Origin of the sequence: Flavobacterium sp. SLB02 (assembly GCF_009664855.1) — a bacterium.
Taxonomy (GTDB): domain Bacteria; phylum Bacteroidota; class Bacteroidia; order Flavobacteriales; family Flavobacteriaceae; genus Flavobacterium.
This window is the reverse complement of record NZ_CP045928.1, coordinates 6,212,634-6,229,887: the sequence shown is the minus strand read 5'-3', so window position 1 is coordinate 6,229,887 and position 17,254 is coordinate 6,212,634. Positions and strand designations below refer to the sequence as shown.

General features: G+C 33.8%; 14 protein-coding genes. 6 read left to right on the top strand and 8 right to left on the bottom strand.

Annotated features, from left to right (window positions below):
* Nucleotides 1–45 precede the first annotated feature (45 nt).
* From GIY83_RS24145 to GIY83_RS24135, 3 genes are all read left to right on the top strand, one after another.
* Nucleotides 46–1,773, top strand: a complete 1,728-nt coding sequence (locus tag GIY83_RS24145; RefSeq protein WP_208687258.1) for a phospho-sugar mutase — start codon at nucleotides 46–48, stop codon at nucleotides 1,771–1,773.
* 212 nt (nucleotides 1,774–1,985) lie between these two features.
* Nucleotides 1,986–3,815, top strand: a complete 1,830-nt coding sequence (locus GIY83_RS24140) for an ABC transporter ATP-binding protein (protein WP_194616792.1) — start codon at nucleotides 1,986–1,988, stop codon at nucleotides 3,813–3,815.
* A 133-nt stretch (nucleotides 3,816–3,948) separates the two neighbouring features.
* A complete protein-coding gene (locus GIY83_RS24135; protein WP_194616793.1) occupies nucleotides 3,949–4,650 on the top strand; it encodes a hypothetical protein in 702 nt (233 codons plus the stop codon).
* A gap of 310 nt (nucleotides 4,651–4,960) precedes the next feature.
* On the opposite strand, the gene GIY83_RS24130 is transcribed toward GIY83_RS24135, so the two are convergent.
* From GIY83_RS24130 to GIY83_RS24115, 4 genes are all read right to left on the bottom strand, one after another.
* On the bottom strand, nucleotides 4,961–5,683 hold the full coding sequence (locus GIY83_RS24130) for a hypothetical protein (RefSeq protein ID WP_194616794.1): 723 nt from the start codon (nucleotides 5,681–5,683) through the stop codon (nucleotides 4,961–4,963).
* A 177-nt stretch (nucleotides 5,684–5,860) separates the two neighbouring features.
* Nucleotides 5,861–6,364 (bottom strand): hypothetical protein, encoded by a 504-nt coding sequence (locus tag GIY83_RS24125; RefSeq protein WP_208683891.1) that lies wholly within the window; start codon nucleotides 6,362–6,364, stop codon nucleotides 5,861–5,863.
* Entirely contained in the window at nucleotides 6,361–8,820 is a 2,460-nt protein-coding gene (locus GIY83_RS24120; protein WP_208683890.1) for a carboxypeptidase-like regulatory domain-containing protein, read from the bottom strand. Before GIY83_RS24120 ends, GIY83_RS24125 begins: the two co-directional genes overlap by 4 nt.
* Before the next feature lie 11 nt (nucleotides 8,821–8,831).
* The gene (locus GIY83_RS24115) at nucleotides 8,832–10,514 is read right to left on the bottom strand and encodes a M23 family metallopeptidase (RefSeq protein ID WP_208683889.1); all 1,683 of its coding nucleotides are present in this window, start codon (nucleotides 10,512–10,514) and stop codon (nucleotides 8,832–8,834) included.
* A gap of 179 nt (nucleotides 10,515–10,693) precedes the next feature.
* Here GIY83_RS24115 and GIY83_RS24110 point away from each other — a divergent pair, with 179 nt between their 5' ends.
* The 3 genes from GIY83_RS24110 to rny all read left to right on the top strand — a co-directional run bounded on the left by GIY83_RS24110 (nucleotide 10,694) and on the right by rny (nucleotide 13,055).
* Nucleotides 10,694–10,984, top strand: coding sequence for a hypothetical protein (locus GIY83_RS24110; RefSeq protein WP_065451073.1), 291 nt, complete (start codon nucleotides 10,694–10,696; stop codon nucleotides 10,982–10,984).
* Nucleotides 10,985–10,990: 6 nt separating this feature from the next.
* On the top strand, nucleotides 10,991–11,284 hold the full coding sequence (locus GIY83_RS24105; protein ID WP_041516860.1) for a cell division protein ZapA: 294 nt from the start codon (nucleotides 10,991–10,993) through the stop codon (nucleotides 11,282–11,284).
* Nucleotides 11,285–11,492: 208 nt separating this feature from the next.
* Entirely contained in the window at nucleotides 11,493–13,055 is a 1,563-nt protein-coding gene (gene rny / locus GIY83_RS24100) for a ribonuclease Y (RefSeq protein WP_055091880.1), read from the top strand.
* A 72-nt stretch (nucleotides 13,056–13,127) separates the two neighbouring features.
* Here rny and GIY83_RS24095 read toward each other — a convergent pair whose 3' ends face one another.
* From GIY83_RS24095 to GIY83_RS24080, 4 genes are all read right to left on the bottom strand, one after another.
* Nucleotides 13,128–14,651: a PAS domain-containing protein gene (locus GIY83_RS24095; protein WP_208683888.1), complete on the bottom strand. Its 1,524-nt coding sequence runs from the start codon at nucleotides 14,649–14,651 to the stop codon at nucleotides 13,128–13,130.
* Nucleotides 14,652–14,797: 146 nt separating this feature from the next.
* Nucleotides 14,798–15,694: a site-specific tyrosine recombinase XerD gene (xerD, locus tag GIY83_RS24090; protein ID WP_194616926.1), complete on the bottom strand. Its 897-nt coding sequence runs from the start codon at nucleotides 15,692–15,694 to the stop codon at nucleotides 14,798–14,800.
* Between the two features lie 82 nt (nucleotides 15,695–15,776).
* A complete protein-coding gene (locus GIY83_RS24085; protein WP_208683887.1) occupies nucleotides 15,777–16,385 on the bottom strand; it encodes a porin family protein in 609 nt (202 codons plus the stop codon).
* 181 nt (nucleotides 16,386–16,566) lie between these two features.
* The gene (locus tag GIY83_RS24080) at nucleotides 16,567–17,190 is read right to left on the bottom strand and encodes a porin family protein (RefSeq protein WP_208683886.1); all 624 of its coding nucleotides are present in this window, start codon (nucleotides 17,188–17,190) and stop codon (nucleotides 16,567–16,569) included.
* Between the last annotated feature and the right edge of the window lie 64 nt (nucleotides 17,191–17,254).

Genomic DNA, 17,254 nt, shown 5'->3' with positions numbered 1-17,254 from the left:
AAAATTATTACTATTTTAAATTAAAATTATAAAAATATACGAATGATGAATATAGCACCTAATATATTGAATGCTGTAAACGAATGGTTAACACCTACATTTGACAACGATACACAAGCTGCGGTTAAGGAATTAATGACTACCTCACCAAAGGAACTTGAGGAAAGTTTTTATAAAAACCTTGAATTTGGAACTGGCGGAATGCGCGGTGTTATGGGCGTTGGAAACAACAGAATTAACAAATATACCCTTGGAAAAAATACTCAGGGATTATCTGATTATTTACACCAGGTTTTCCCAAACCAGCCTTTAAAAGTTGTTATTGCTTATGACTGTCGTCATAACAGTAATACGCTGGCTAAAGTTGTGGCTGACGTTTTCTCAGCAAACGGAATTCATGTTTACTTATTCTCTGATTTAAGACCAACTCCTGAATTGTCTTTTGCTCTTAAATATTTAGGCTGCCAATGCGGAATCGTACTTACGGCTTCTCATAATCCGCCAGAATACAACGGATACAAAGTTTATTGGGAAGATGGCGGACAAATTGTTCCTCCGCAAGATGCTGCCATTATCAATGTAATCGAAAATTTAAGCTACGATAAGATTAAATTTAACGCAAACGAAAGTCTGATTGAATATATCGATACTGAAATTGACAAGGCTTTTGTCAAATCATCTATCGAAAACGCAAGTTTTAATACTCCGGCTAAAGCCAAAGATAATCTACATATTGTTTTTACTTCGTTGCACGGAACTTCTATAAAATCTATTCCTGATACTTTATCGCAAGCGGGTTATACAAATGTGCATATTGTTCCTGAACAGGCAGAGCCAAACGGTGATTTCCCAACGGTTAAATCTCCAAATCCTGAAGAGCCCGAAGCTTTGACTATGGCTTTGGCATTGGCAGATAAAACCAATTCTGATATTGTTGTAGGAACTGATCCTGATTGCGACCGTCTTGGTGTTGCCGTTAGAAACAACGAAGGCAAAATGATTTTGCTTAACGGTAATCAGACGATGATTTTGATGACTTCTTTCTTATTGAAACAATGGAAAAAAGCAGGCAAAATCAATGGTAAACAATTTGTAGGCTCTACAATTGTTTCTACTCCGATGATGATGGAATTAGCCACAAGTTATGGCGTAGAATGCAAAGTTGGTTTGACTGGTTTTAAATGGATTGCCAAAATGATCAAAGATTTCCCGGAACTCGAATTTATTGGAGGTGGTGAAGAAAGCTTTGGTTTTATGGTGGGTGACGCCGTACGAGATAAAGATGCTGTTGCAGCTACATTATTAATATGCGAAGTTGCAGCTCAGGCAAAAGCAGCAGGAAGCAGCGTTTACAAAGAGCTTTTACAACTTTATGTTGAAAATGGTTTTTATAAAGAATACTTGGTTTCTTTGACCAAAAAAGGAATAGAAGGTTTGGAGGAAATTAATCAGATGATGATTAATTTACGTCAAAATCCTTTGAAAGAAATCAGCGGACAAAGAGTAATTATGGTGGAAGATTATCAATCATCGATTGCTTTGAATTTATTGACTGGTGAGGAATCTGCAATGGATATCCCCAAATCGAACGTATTGATATATTATACTGAAGATGGTTCTAAAATTTGTGCAAGACCAAGCGGAACTGAGCCTAAAATTAAATTCTACATTAGTGTTAATGCAGAATTAGATTCGGTTGCCAATTTTGATGCTGCAGAAAGTTTCTTAGACCAAAAAATACAAAATATCATTGCAGGAATGCAATTGAAATAATAACATTACAGAAATAGCAATCAGATTGATTATCCAACTAAAAGTTAAAATTGCATAACGATAAAAATCAAAATACTCTATTTCAATAAATTATAATTGTGCAGACAATGTCTGCACAATTTCAGCTACAATTCTAAGTAAATTATTATAGAATTATTACTGAAAAACTCGAAAGAGTAATTGCTAAAGCAGAAAAAAACATATATAAATAAATGAGTAACATAAAAAAAATAATTCCTTTTATATATCCGTATAAAAAATATGCATTCTTAAACATTTTTTTCAATGTTTTGTATGCGCTTTTTAGCACGCTTTCGTTTGTTGCTTTAATACCAATGCTTCAGGTGTTATTCGATAAAAACAAACAAATTACGGAAAAACCGGTATATCATGGAATTTTAAAAATTCAGGATTACGGTCAGGATTATTTAAGCTATTACATTACCACCACAAAAGGTACGCATGAATCCGGGTATGTCTTATCGATAATGGTCGCGATTATTATTTCGATCTTTTTGCTTAAAAACTTAGCCGATTATGCCGCTATGTTTTTTATCACTTTTTTACGAAATGGTGTTTTAAGAGATATGCGAAATGCAATGTACAAGAAAACACTGGAGCTGCCTTTGGCTTTTTATTCTGAAAAAAGAAAAGGAGATGTTATCTCAAGAATTTCAGCTGACGTAAATGAGGTTCAAAACTCATTTCTGGCTATTCTGGAACTTATCGTAAAAGAACCTCTGACGATTATTTTCACCATAACTACAATGCTGATTATTAGTCCCAAACTAACGCTTTTTGTTTTTATTTTTATTCCTGTTTCTGGTTATATTATTTCATTAATTGGAAAACAGCTAAAAAAACAATCTACTAAAGCACAACAGGAACAAGGTACTTTTTTATCGACTATAGAAGAAACTATTGGAGGCCTGAAGGTGGTAAAAGGATATAATTCTGAAAATTATTTCAACACCGTTTTTCAAAATTCTACAGAACGTTTTTTCAACTTATCAAATAGTATTGGTAATCGCCAGAACTTAGCCTCTCCTGCAAGTGAATTTATGGGAATCACTGTAATTGCGATCTTATTATGGTACGGAGGACAAATGGTTTTAATTGACAAAAGCTTAGATGGAGCTGCTTTTATCGCCTATATGGGATTAGCATATAATATCTTAACTCCGGCAAAAGCGATTTCTAAAGCTTCTTACGGAGTAAAAAGAGGAAATGCCGCAGCAGAACGTGTTCTTGAAATTTTAGATCAGGAAAACCCAATTACTTCTAAACCTGATGCTATTGTAAAAACATCTTTTGATGATAGTATTGAGGTTAAAAATATCAATTTTAAATATCAGGACGAAACGGTTCTAAAAGACTTTTCTCTTAGCATTAAAAAAGGACAAACTGTAGCCCTTGTTGGGCAATCCGGAAGTGGAAAAAGTACTATTGCCAACCTAATGACCCGTTTTTATGATGTAAATGACGGTACGATTTCTATAGACGGAATCAACATAAAGGACATGAACTTACAATCGCTTCGTGGTTTAATGGGATTGGTTACGCAAGACAGTATTTTGTTTAATGATACTATAAAAGCGAATATCTCATTAGGAAAATTAGACGCTACAGATGACGAAATTATCGAAGCTCTAAAAATTGCTAATGCTTTTGAATTTGTAAATGAATTGCCTTTAGGAATTTACACTAACATTGGAGACAGTGGAAACAAGCTTTCAGGAGGACAAAAACAACGTTTATCAATTGCCCGTGCGGTATTGAAAAACCCTCCTATTATGATTCTGGATGAAGCAACATCGGCTTTGGATACTGAGAGCGAAAAATTTGTTCAGGTAGCTTTGGAGAACATGATGCAAAACAGAACTTCGATTGTAATTGCGCACCGCCTTTCGACCATTCAAAAAGCGGATCTTATAGTTGTAATGCAAAAAGGAAAAATCGTTGAGCAAGGAACTCACGACGAATTGATTGCACACAACGGAACTTATAACAAACTAGTTACGATGCAGTCTTTTGAATCGTAAAATAAAAGAATCAACTTTTAGCCACAGATTACACAGATTAACACGGATTATTTTTCTACTAAAGAATTAAAATCATATATTTATTTGTATAATCTGTGGCTTTTTTTTTAGAATAAATCTTAAAACTCAAAAAATGTATCTCAACAATCCAAACATAACACTTCCTGATGATCCGGATACCATTGTTTGGAAATACTTAGACTTATCTAAATTTCTTGATTTATTATTGTCGAAGAAATTATTCATGTCCCGATCTGATAAATTTGAAGATCAGTACGAAGGTACTTTTAGCGAGCCTACTTTTGAGGAGATCAAAAAACTTGCCGTTGACAATCCAGAATTCTTAAGTTATTACAAGACACATCGCGAAAAAGTAGCCATTAGCAGCTGGCACATTAACGAATACGAATCGTTTGCCATGTGGCAGATTTTTACTCAAAACAGCGAAGGATTAGCCATTCAGTCTACTATTGGCAGATTACAAAAAGCAGTAAGACCTGAAAATAATTTTGACCAGTATATTGGCGAGGTCAATTACATCGACTATAAAAAAGAATACATTCCGTTTGATGATTTATTCTTCCCGTTTCTATTTAAAAGAAAAAGTTTCCAGTACGAGCGTGAAGTCCGCATTCTTACCGACACTTCAAAAAGTGAGATCAAACTAAATGACGGTTTAAAAATAAACGTTGATCTTAAACAATTAATTGAAAAGATATACATTCATCCAAAATCTGAAAACTGGTATAAAAAGCTGGTTATTGAGCTCGTAGAACGCTTAGGATTTGGTTTCGAGATCGAAAAATCTGATCTGGAAAGCGATATTTTGATTTAGATTTTTTTTTAAGCGGCTAAGATTCTAAGACGCTAAGTTGCTAAGTTTTTTTTGCCACCGATTACACATATTAAAATGATTTATATTCTAGTCGCAACGGATTGTGTTGATTACAACGAAATTCATTTTTTTTTTAAATCGCTAAGCTAAACTGGACTGAAGTCCAGCTCTACAATATTGGCCGAGCCTAACGGTTCTTTTTTATCGTAAAAAGAAAAAGCCCTTTAAAAATTAAATTACTTATTTTTTAAAGGGCCTTTTCTTTTATTTTAAAATCTTAGCAACTTAGAATCTTAGTAGCTTAGAAACTTTAAATAGGTTTATAACTCTTAACCTCCCATTTTTTAGATCCTAAATCAATGTAGTTATAATGCAAAACGTCGTTTTTATCGAATTGTCCGTTTTGGTTGGTATCTTCTATTGTTCTAAAGTATAAACGGCTTTTAGATTCTACTAAACTCCAATCTATTAATTCCTGAAAATCTTCGGAAATCTTTGTGAAGTTTTCTCCACTAATACTGCTTAGATATAATGTTTTAATATCTCCTGAATCAATTTTACCGTCTTTATTGGTATCAGAATCCGCCAGAGTATATACCATAATCTGGTTTTGGGTTCTATCTGCAACTGACTTTAAATATGTAGCCGTCAAGATCAAAGCCGGTTTATCTGTTAAAGGACGGATAGAATCTGAATCTACTTTTTGAAATTTTAAATTCTGTAAATATCCCGTAATTTCATATTCGCCTAAATTCGAAATTGTAAAGCTCACATCGTTTACACTCGAAGATCCATATCGGGATTTAGTTCCTTTTTCGAAAACGCGTAAATCGCCAACAGGATGAATTAAATAACTCGTTCCTTCCATCTGAATAGGCAAATCGGCTATTTCAATCTGTGTAGAATCTGTTTTGGATACCACATTTGATTTGTTGGCTGCATCATAAATCACTTTCGGTTTCTGAACTTCGTCTTTACAACTCACTAATGTTCCGACGATTGCCAAGGCTATATAGGTTAAAGATTTTTTCATGTATGCTAATTATATTAGGATATCAAATATAGTATTTTTGATTGTATTATTTCGTTTTATTGAATTTTACTAAGGTAAAGATGTTGAGAACTACGATTCCCAGATAAGCTAGAAAAAGATACCAATACTTTTTATACAGCGCCAAAACATATTGAAATTGCTTTTCTTTCCGTTCTTTTAAGATAAACTCTTTATTAGCTTCCCATAACCACATGTAATGGGAGTTATTTCTCGTAAATTTTTATCAACCTTCGGCTTCGGCAATATTAAAACAAAAAAATCATTGTTATATTGTTGGTAAGTAGGCATTTGTTCAATTGCTAAAATATCTAAAATTCTAACATAAACTTCATAAGCCATTTTATTTCCCAAATGAATCTGAACACCATTTATAGTATCATTTTCACGATTCATCTTCCTTAAAACAGCCTGAAGATTTTTTAAGCCTTTAGATTCTAAAATTTCAGAACTATTAAAATTAAAAACCTGATAATTTCTTTTAATAGATTCCAAATTTGACTTGGCAAGGGACTTTTCAGAAAAATAGACATCAATATATCCCTCGCTCTTAAAGACATCTTTTCTACACCAAGAATACAAACATAACAACGGAATAAAAACCAAAGATATTATTCCTGGCACGTAAAAAATCTTTTTTCTCTTTTCACGTTTGCCTGTCATAACCGCGCATTGAGCTTAATATTAAAAACTCTCGAAGTCATATAATTCGGAATAGCGTATTGATTTTTAGAATACACATCACGAACCCATGTATTGGTTATTGCGTTTTGATTATTAAAAAGATTAAAAATCTCTAATCCCAGAGATAATTCCTTAAAGTTTTTCAACCATTTTGCTTTTGCCACTTTAGTACTATTATCTACAAAAACTTTAGCAAAACCAACGTCTACCCTACGATAATCGTTCAATCGGTTTTGATACAAATAAGGATCAGAATAGGCCGGAGCCCCACCAGGCAAACCTGTATTATAAACCAGATTAAGATATAATTTTACACTTGGGATATTTGGCATATAATCCTGAAACAACATGGCAAACTTCAAACGCTGATCTGTTGGCCTGGCGATATATCCTTTGTTTTCGTAATTTTCTTCAGTTCTTAAATAACCAAAACTAATCCAGGATTCAGTTCCCGGAACAAATTCTCCGTTCAGCCTAAAATCAAGACCTTGCGCATAGGCAGTTGCGTTATTATTGGCGATATAACGAATTCTCACATTATCGATCGAATATACATTGACATCTGAAAGTGATTTATAATAAAATTCCGTCACCCATTTAAAAGGGCGGTTCCACATTTTAAAATTATAATCATTACTCAAAACAATATGTACCGATTCCTGAGCTTTTACGTTTGGATTCACAACGCCATCCAGATCTCGAAGTTCTCTATAGAAAGGCGGCTGATGATATAATCCTCCCGAAAGCCTGAAAACCATATCCATATCCCAGTCGGGTTTTATGGCAAACTGAGCACGCGGACTGAACACAATTTGATTTTTTCCTTCAACGACAGCACCTGAAACATCCCAACTCTGGAAACGTGCACCTACATTATACCAAATCTGATTAGATCCCAGTTCTGATTTTTTATTGTATTGGGCATAACCCGAAAACCTGTTGATGGTATTAAAATTTGTAGCACGAACATCCTGATATGGCAAAAGAGGTCCTGTATAAGGTTGGTAGGGCTGATTGTTTTTAGGCAAAATAACAATTGGAGGATTAATAGAAAATCCAGCTGAATCAATCATTTCCCATTCTACAATTCTGTCACGAATCGATTCTCTGGTATATTTTAGACCAAACTCTAATTGACTGTCGTTTTTCCATTCTTTAAAACCTTTAATTTCTACATTTGCGATCAAAGCATCAAGATCGTTTCTGGCGTGATTAAGTTGCGAACCAATTCCGCGTGTAAAATCAACCTGAGTTGGTCCTTCCTCCGCTACATTCCCTAATCGATATTGTGCCAAAATATCAAAATGCTCCTCCTCTATAGTATGAAACAGTGAGCCTATAAATTTTAAAGTTAAACTTGACGAAACTTTATAAGTTGTTTTTAAAGCACCAAAATAAGTATCATACTGATCGCGTTCTCTTCCTTCATAATACACCGCCAGCGACATGGGCTGATCGATTGTTCCAAATTTTGTTTCGCGTGTTAATGGCTGATACAAATATTTATTCTGAGAAATATTTCCCAAAAAACTCACCTGCCATTTATCCGAAATATCATAATTTATATTGGTCTGGATATCGGCAAAAGTAGGTGTATAATTGGTTTGTGTATCCTGGCTATTGACCAGTAAACTATTATTTCGATAACGAACACCCGTTACCGCCGACCATTTTTTATTTTTAGAAACGGCATCAACAGAAATACTTCCGCCCAATAAATTGGCTTCTAACGAAGCACCAAACTGAGTTGGTTTTCTATAGGTAATATCCAAAACCGAAGATAATTTATCTCCAAATTTGGCCTGAAATCCTCCAGCCGAAAAATCAACATTCTGAACTAAATCGGTATTGGTAAAACTCAATCCTTCTTGTTGTCCGGAACGAATTAAAAACGGACGATAGACTTCAACTTCGTTTACATACACTAAGTTTTCGTCGTAATTACCACCACGAACTGCATATTGTGTACTGAGTTCATTGTTTGAATTTACGCCAGGCAATGTTTTTAGAATATTTTCAATTCCTGCGTTTGCGCCTGGAATTTTCTTAATGGTAGCGGCATCAATTGTTGCAATTCCCTGAACTCGCTTTTTATTTCTGGAAGAAACAAAAACTTCTCCCATTTGCTCCTCTGAACTACTCATAACGGGATTAAAAACAAAAACTTCATTTGGTTTTAAACTCACTGTAAGGCTCATCATTTTTAAAGAAATATGAGTAAAAATCAGTGACAACTTTTTATTTGAAGGCACACTGATTTCAAAAAAACCATTGGCATCAGATTGCTTCGTAATACCTAAAGAGGCAATATTTACATCTGGAACAGGACGGTTATGATCATCTAAAATAACACCTTTGACACGAGCATTTTGAGCAAACGAAAAACACGTAATGCATAAAAAAAGAAAAACGAATAGTAGCTTATTATGGTTCAATCGCTTTGGTTTTATTTTTGTTGACTTCTAAAAAAACGAGTTTCAAAGATAGCAGAATTACCCACATTATCAATGACTTCTATTTTTAAATCGTTTTCTCCTTCCAGCAACAATTCATCATCAAAAGTATGCGTAATTCTTCTGGCCTTATTTTCATATTCAAATAAAACCCATTTTCCGTTCAGATATCCATTATATGATTTTATACCAGATGAGGAATCGCTAATTGTAAAATCGATTTTTTTCTGGTCACTGATCCATTTTCCTTCAACAGGTTTTGCAAGTTTAATAACCGGAGCAATTGTATCGAGAACCAAACCGTATTGACCAAGTATTTTAGCTTTGGCAGTAAAAACGTCTCCTTTTCTAAATGTTCCGTTATAACTGGTACCTTTCCCGATATACAATTTCTCACGCAAAGATTCAGGATAAGTACTGTCCTTAATAGTAATGGTAAAGTTTGAATGTACCGGAACTGTATCATCATGAATATAAACTTTGTTATTCCTTACATCAAAATTCATATTAAAATCTTCGTAGAAAGTTCCTGCCGGAAAGAAAACCGACATATTATCTTTCTCGAAATTGGAGTCCTTGTTATATCTGACAAAATATTTTGATGTAACAGGTTCTGCCTGCACGGGCGGTGTTGCAGTATCATACTCAATTGGAACTGTAATTGAATTGTGATTTCCGAAATAATCAGAAACTTCAATTCGATAAGTCGAAGCCAGATCGGGTTGAGCCGAAATTATACCGCGTTCTGAATCTGTTCTAATAATACTTAATGCAAAAGGCGTTTTCATAAAAAGTTTCTGAATACGCTGACTTGTCTTTTTATATCTTGAATAATCAATAAAAGCATTGATATAACGCATTTCGTCAAACGAATAGGTACTAAACTGATAATTATAATTTTGATTTCCGTTTAAAAAAGTGGAAACATTAAAAACTCCATTTTTGTTATGAGAAACATCATCATTATCAACCGCGTTAATTCCAAAACCAATTTTTCCGTTTGTTTTAACTTTTCCTGCTAGATAAGTTCCGTCTTTTTGAAGGGTCATATTCACCAACAGCGGTTGTTTGGACTGATTAACCGTTGCATTATCTAAAGGATAAACATATAAACTGGACAGCGTTGGTTTTTTGGTGTCCTTAATATTTTGATCAAATCCAAAAAACATCGGATTAATCACAAATTCTGTTTTGCTATCGCGAATTTCAAAATGCAAATGCGGCCCTTCAGAAGAACCTGTATTTCCGGAAAGCGCAATTATTTGCCCTTTTGTAACAGGTAATTCAAAAGGTTTGGGAAACACTTCTATTTCATATGCTTTTTCTTTATAATGCGTTTTTTTTACATATTCCTGAATTTCACCAACAGGAGTTTGTAAATGTCCGTAAACTGAAGTATACCCATTTGGATGTGTTATATAAATACATTTTCCGTTTCCGAACGTCGAAATTTTTATTCTCGAAACGTATCCTTCAGCAATTGCGTGCACACTTAATCCTTCTCTTTGATTGGTTTTTAAATCGAACCCTGCATGAAAATGATTGGGCCTTAGCTCCCCAAAATTACCGGAAAGCTGCATCGGGATATCAAGTGGCGGGCGGAAACCGTTCTTTGGATATTGCGTTTGAGCAAAAATAAAAGGGCAAAAAAACAAGGCAAGTAGTGAGAATTTCATAAGCAACATTTTTGCTAAGATAAAAAATTAAGAGGCCAAAACCGAGTAAAAAGCTACAAAAATACAATTGATTGAATTTCATTTAATTGGTTATTTTTAATGTAAAAAAATCGATAAAAAATTGCATTAATAAAAAGGAATACTAACTTTGTATGATTAAGTAATGAATAGGATTTACAATGAGTGTAATTGCAGAAATAATTGATACTCTTGAATATAAAGTCGAAAAGCTTTTTGAGAAGTCAAAAGCCTTAGAAAAAAATAATCAGGTATTACGATTAGAACTAGCCAAAGCTGCGCAAATTATCCAGAAACAATCTGAAGAAATGGAGGCTTTGAAAAAGCAATATGATACACTTAAAATAGCCAATTCGTTGCTCGGCAGCGACAATAACAAGAGAGAGACAAAGCTTAAAATAAATTCATTAATTCGCGAAATTGATTACTGTATAGCACAACTATCAGACTAGAAAGACATGGACGGAAAGCTAAGAATTAAAATATCAATTGCAGACAGAGTTTACCCGCTAACGGTAGAACCTACTCAGGAAGAAGGACTTAGAAGTGCTTCAAAAAAAATTGATGCTATGATCAAGCAATTCGAAGAAAGTTACGCGGTTCGTGACAAACAAGATGTTCTGGCGATGTGTGCCTTGCAATTTGCATCACAAGTAGAACAAAAACAAATTGATAACGCAATCGATGGCGAAGAAACCATCGAAAGAATTAAAAGATTAAATTCGCTATTAGATCAATATCTCGAAAATTAAACGTTCTTTACAGAAACTAAGATACTGCCTACATTAGTTCACAATTGGTAAACTCAACACTAACAAATTAAAGTGAGTGAATCTTCGCTACTATAGTATGCCATGCTTCGGCAAGGAAACTTGAACAGTGAGTTAGCTCAAAACTTGTCTTTACGAGTTTATTCAAGCAATTAATGTAGGCTTTTTTTATATATAAATTTTAACAAACATGGACATAATAACGATCATTATTTCAGGTATTATAGGGATTGCGGCAGGTTTTGCAATCGCTAAAATTATCGAAAAAAGCAATATTTCTAATCTAATCAAGAACGCAAAAAAAGAAGCTTCTTCAATTTTAAAAGATGCTAATTTAGAAGCCGAAAACATTAAAAAAGATAAAATTCTTCAGGCAAAAGAAAAATTCATTGAATTGAAATCTGAGCACGAGCAAGTAATTTTAGCCAGAGATAAAAAAGTAGCCGAAGTAGAAAAAAGAGTTCGCGATAAAGAATCTCAAATTTCTAACGAACTTTCTAAAGCCAAAAAAGTTAACGACGATTTTGAAGCTAAAACAAACGAGTACAATAACAAAATTGAAGTTTTAGACAAAAAACAAGCTGAAGTTGACAAATTACACAAAAGTCAATTGCAGCAACTTGAAGTTATTTCAGGACTTTCTGCAGAAGAAGCAAAAGAACAATTGGTTGAAGGTTTAAAAGCTGAAGCCAAAAGCAAAGCAATGTCTCATATTCAGGATACAATTGAAGAGGCAAAACTTACAGCACAACAAGAAGCTAAAAAAATTATCATCAACACTATTCAAAGAGTTGGAACTGAAGAAGCAGTTGAGAATTGCGTATCTGTTTTCAACATTGAATCTGATGATGTAAAAGGTAGAATTATTGGTCGTGAAGGACGTAACATTAGAGCGCTTGAAGCTGCAACCGGAGTAGAAATCATTGTTGATGATACACCAGAAGCTATTATTCTTTCTTGTTTTGATCCTGTTCGTAGAGAAATTGCGCGTTTGTCATTGCACAAATTGGTAACTGACGGACGTATTCACCCGGCAAGAATTGAAGAAGTTGTCGCTAAAACAGCCAAACAAATCGATGACGAAATTATCGAAGTTGGTAAACGTACGGTTATCGACTTAGGAATTCACGGTTTACACCCTGAATTAATAAAAGTAGTAGGTAGAATGAAATATCGTTCTTCTTACGGACAAAACTTATTGCAACACTCCAGAGAGGTTTCTAAACTTTGTGGTATCATGGCAGCCGAATTAGGCCTTAACGTAAAACTGGCAAAAAGAGCAGGTTTACTACACGATATTGGTAAAGTGCCGGATACTGAAAGTGATTTACCTCACGCATTATTAGGTATGCAATGGGCGGAGAAATATGGTGAAAAAGAAGAAGTTTGTAATGCTATTGGAGCTCACCACGACGAGATCGAAATGAAATCATTACTTTCTCCTATCGTTCAGGTTTGTGATGCTATTTCAGGAGCAAGACCAGGAGCAAGACGTCAGGTTTTAGATTCATACATTCAGCGTTTGAAAGACCTTGAAGAAGTGGCTTACGGTTTTAGCGGTGTAAAAAATGCATACGCAATTCAGGCTGGTAGAGAACTTCGCGTAATTGTAGAAAGCGAAAAAGTTTCTGATGATAATGCAGCCAACTTATCTTTCGAAATTTCACAAAAAATCCAAACCGAAATGACTTATCCGGGTCAGGTAAAAGTGACAGTAATTAGAGAAACAAGAGCAGTGAATATTGCGAAGTAATCTCTAAACACTATAAAATAATAAAGGCTATCTTCTACAGATAGCCTTTATTATTTATATCAATTTATGATTTCAAATATCGTTAAAGATGATTTTAAAACTAGTCCCTACTCCAACCTCGCTTTCAACAGAAATTGTCCCTTTCATAGCTTCAATTTGATTTCTGGTTATATACAAACCAATTCCGCGGGCTTCCTGATGTTTATGAAATGTTTTATACATTCCAAATAACAAATCACCATATACATTCAAATCAATACCCAATCCGTTATCGGTAATTTTTAAAGATTTATGTCCTTCGGGTTCAATCGAAAAATCAAACACAATAACAGGATCACGATCAGGATGCGCGTATTTTATGGCATTTGTTGCAAAATTCAACAAAACACTTTCCATATAAGCCGGATTAAAATTAACCGTCAAGTACTTCGGAACATTATTTATTATCGTGACATTCTTTTGTTTATCAAACCCTTTTATAGTCGAGATCGTTTTGTCGATATAATCACAAAGTTTTAAGGGTACAACCGCAATATTAATATTGCTTTGCGTTTTTACAATCTGGGTTAAATTTGAAATCGTATCATTTAAGTCATTAGAAACAGTTCTTAAATGTTCCAGCATCTCATTTACAGTTTGTCGCTCGATATCGGCATCAATAAAGTCCAAAATCGATTTTATATTGCCCGCCTGTGTATTTAGATTATGCGAAACGATATGCGAAAAATTTACCAGTCGGCTGTTTTGATCGCTGTATAATTTCATGGTTTTCAAAAGCTCTAACTCTTTTTCTTTTTGTAAAGAAACATCGGTATGCGTACCAATAACACGTAATGGTTTTCCGTTCTCATCCCTTTTGATCACTTTTCCACGATCCAGAATCCATTTATAATTACCGCTGGAAGTCATTACACGATGGTAATTTTCGTAATATGGAATCTTATTGTCAAAATGTTCCTGAATATCCGAATAGTATTTGGGCAAATCATCCGGATGCACAATTTTATCCCAGCGTTCCGGATCATCAAAAATATCAGTCGATTCGAGTTCCAGAATTTTAAGCGATAACGAAGAATAAAAAACATTATTGGTCACCATATCCCAATCCCAGATTCCGGCCGTAGAAGCTTCAAGAGCAAACTGAAAACGCTCTTCGGATATACGCAGCTTTTCTTCTTTATCTTTCAATTCTGTAATATCAGAAACATGGCCATAAAAACTAACGCAACCATCCGCAGGAGACAATTCGGTTTTAGAAGAAATTTTAAACCAACGCAATCCCTTTTTTGGAAGAACAGCCCTAAATTCAATCTCCCAGGGTTTTATGTCTCTTCGTGCTTTGACTAAGGAATCAAAAAAGAAATCGCGATCCTGAGGAAAAATTCTATCGTAGATAATGAGTTTAGGATCACTTGAAAACATTTCGGCGGTAAGCTCAAAAATTTCATCAGCAGATTTACTGACAAGAGGAAAAGTATAATTATTATCGCAATCAATAACAAAGTGAAAAAGCAAATCAGGCATTTCTGCAAATAACTTCTTGTAAAAATTATTCACCTCTAAGCAGTCCTCACTTCCGTATAAATCAAAAACCATATGCTACTTATTTTTACTTAAATTTAGTGATCAAAATAACATTTAAAACAATAAAAGCGCTGTTTGTCGATCTTATCTGCCTTTAGTAGAAAATACATCACAATATATTAAATTTTCACTTAAAATAACTTCTAATAGCAAAAAAATTATTTTCGGGGATGATAAGAATGCATGACTTCTTTTAGAAAACTTCGATCCAAATGCACATAAATTTCAGTCGTTGTAATAGATTCGTGCCCCAACATTAACTGAATCGATCGCAAATCGGCGCCATTTTCAAGTAAGTGAGTAGCAAATGAATGACGCAAAGTATGGGGACTAATACTTTTATGCAAACTAATTTTTACCGCCAAATCTTTGATAATCGTAAAGATCATAGCTCGCGTAAGCTGGTTACCTCTTCGGTTCAGGAACAAAGTATCTTCGTGACCTTTTTTTATGGTTAGATTTACACGAACTTCCTTGTGATAAATCTGTATGTATTTTTGAGTCAATTTCCCAATAGGCACAAAACGTTCTTTGTTTCCTTTTCCGGTAATTTTTATAAAACCTTCATCAAAAAATAAATCCGAAATTTTAAGCGAAATCAGTTCTGAAACCCTGAGTCCGCAACCATATAAAGTTTCTAACATGGCGCGGTTTCGCTCGCCTTCATTAGAACTTAAATCAATAGCCGCAATAAGCGCATCGATTTCCTGTACAGACAAAGTATCCGGTAATTTACGGCCAGTTTTGGGTGTTTCAATTAATTCCAGCGGATTATCATTTCTGTAATCTTCAAAAACCAGGTAATTAAAAAAACTTTTTAAGCCTGAAATAATCCGGGCTTGCGAACGCGGATTAACCTCTTTGGCAACAGCATATATAAATTGCTGTATCGTTTCGTCATTAATTTTTAAAGGAGAAACTTCAATGTGATTCGTTTCCAAAAAAAGACGCAATCGTTCGATATCAAAACCATAATTTTCGATGGTGTTTTTCGACAACCCTCTTTCGATTCGTAAATACGATTGATAATCTTTGATGTATCGGCTCCAATTCATACTTACAAAGTAAAACATTTTTAAGCATAAAAAAACCTTCCTGAATCAGGAAGGTTTTTAAGTATGAAATTATCTAATTAGATTAGAATTTGTAGCCTACAGATAAAGAGAAAACGCTGTTTTTAACTTTTGCGTTATCGCCTTCTTCGTTTTTATTAATATTTGATAAACCAAGATTATAACGTAAACCTACAGAAAGATTTTCAGTAAAATCATATCCAGCACCAAAGTTTACTCCAAAATCAATTGATTCGAAACCATCTTTTACATCTATATCCTCTGAATATTTTTCACCATCTACAGTTTCCTCATACTTTGATTTAGCACTTAGTAAAAATCCAATTTGCGGACCTGCTTCAAGACTAAATTTTTCAGCCACATAATATTTTGCCATTACTGGAATATTTAAATAGCTTACATTTACTTTATTTTCATATGAGCCAAAAAGATCACTACCTTCTTGTTTTGAACCTTGAGTTGAGAATAAAATCTCAGGTTGAATTGCGAATTTATCAGTAAGTTTAATTTCAGCAAAACCGCCAACGTGAAAACCAACTAACGATTTTGCATCATCAACATCTCCTGTAAAAGTAGATAAGTTTGCACCAGCTTTTACTCCAAATCTTGTTTCTTGAGCGCTAACACTCATAAATGCCATAACTGCAACTGCAGATAAAAGAACTTTTTTCATTATTATTTGTTTTGGTTAAATTAATTCGATGGCAAATATAGAAATATACTTACCAAAAAATTATTTGTATTTTAACATTTTTTGTAGTAACTAGGCGCAAAATCTTATTAAAAATATATTTTTCTTACAAAAAAAACCTTCCTGATTCAGGAAGGCTTTTTAAATATTTTCAATAAAATATTTAAAACTTATAAGCTGCAGAAAATGAAAAAACACTGTTATGAAGTTTAGTATCATCACCTGCTTCGGTTTTTGCGATATTCGCTAATCCTAAATTATATCTTGCCCCTATTCCAAAATGCTCTGTAAACTCATAACCTGCCCCAAAATTTAATCCAAAATCGATTGATTCGAAACTATCCTTAACATCATCTTCAACGGTTTGACTAAATCCATCCAGTTTTGTTTTTGTCTTTGCAGAAGTTAAAAATCCAATTTGTGGACCAGCTTCGATACTAAATTTTTCTGCTACATAATACTTAAACATCACCGGCACATTTATATAGGATAAATTAAAATTAATATCTCCCGTAAAAAATTCATCGTCTAAGTAATCTCCAATATTTGCAATTTTAGTTCCCTGAGTAGAGTACAGAAGTTCCGGCTGAATAGAAAATTTTTCAGAAATTTTTATTTCTACAAACCCTCCAACATTAAAACCTGTTCTTGATTTTAAATTAGCTCCATCTGTATCTCCTGTAAAGTTCGAAATATTTAGGCCACCTTTAAGACCATATTTAACATCTTGTGCATTTGTAAAGCCAAATGCCATAACTGCAATTGCAGATAAAATAACTTGTTTCATTTTATTTTTTTGGTTGATTAATTTCGCCAAATATAGAAATATACTTATTAAAAACCAGAATAAA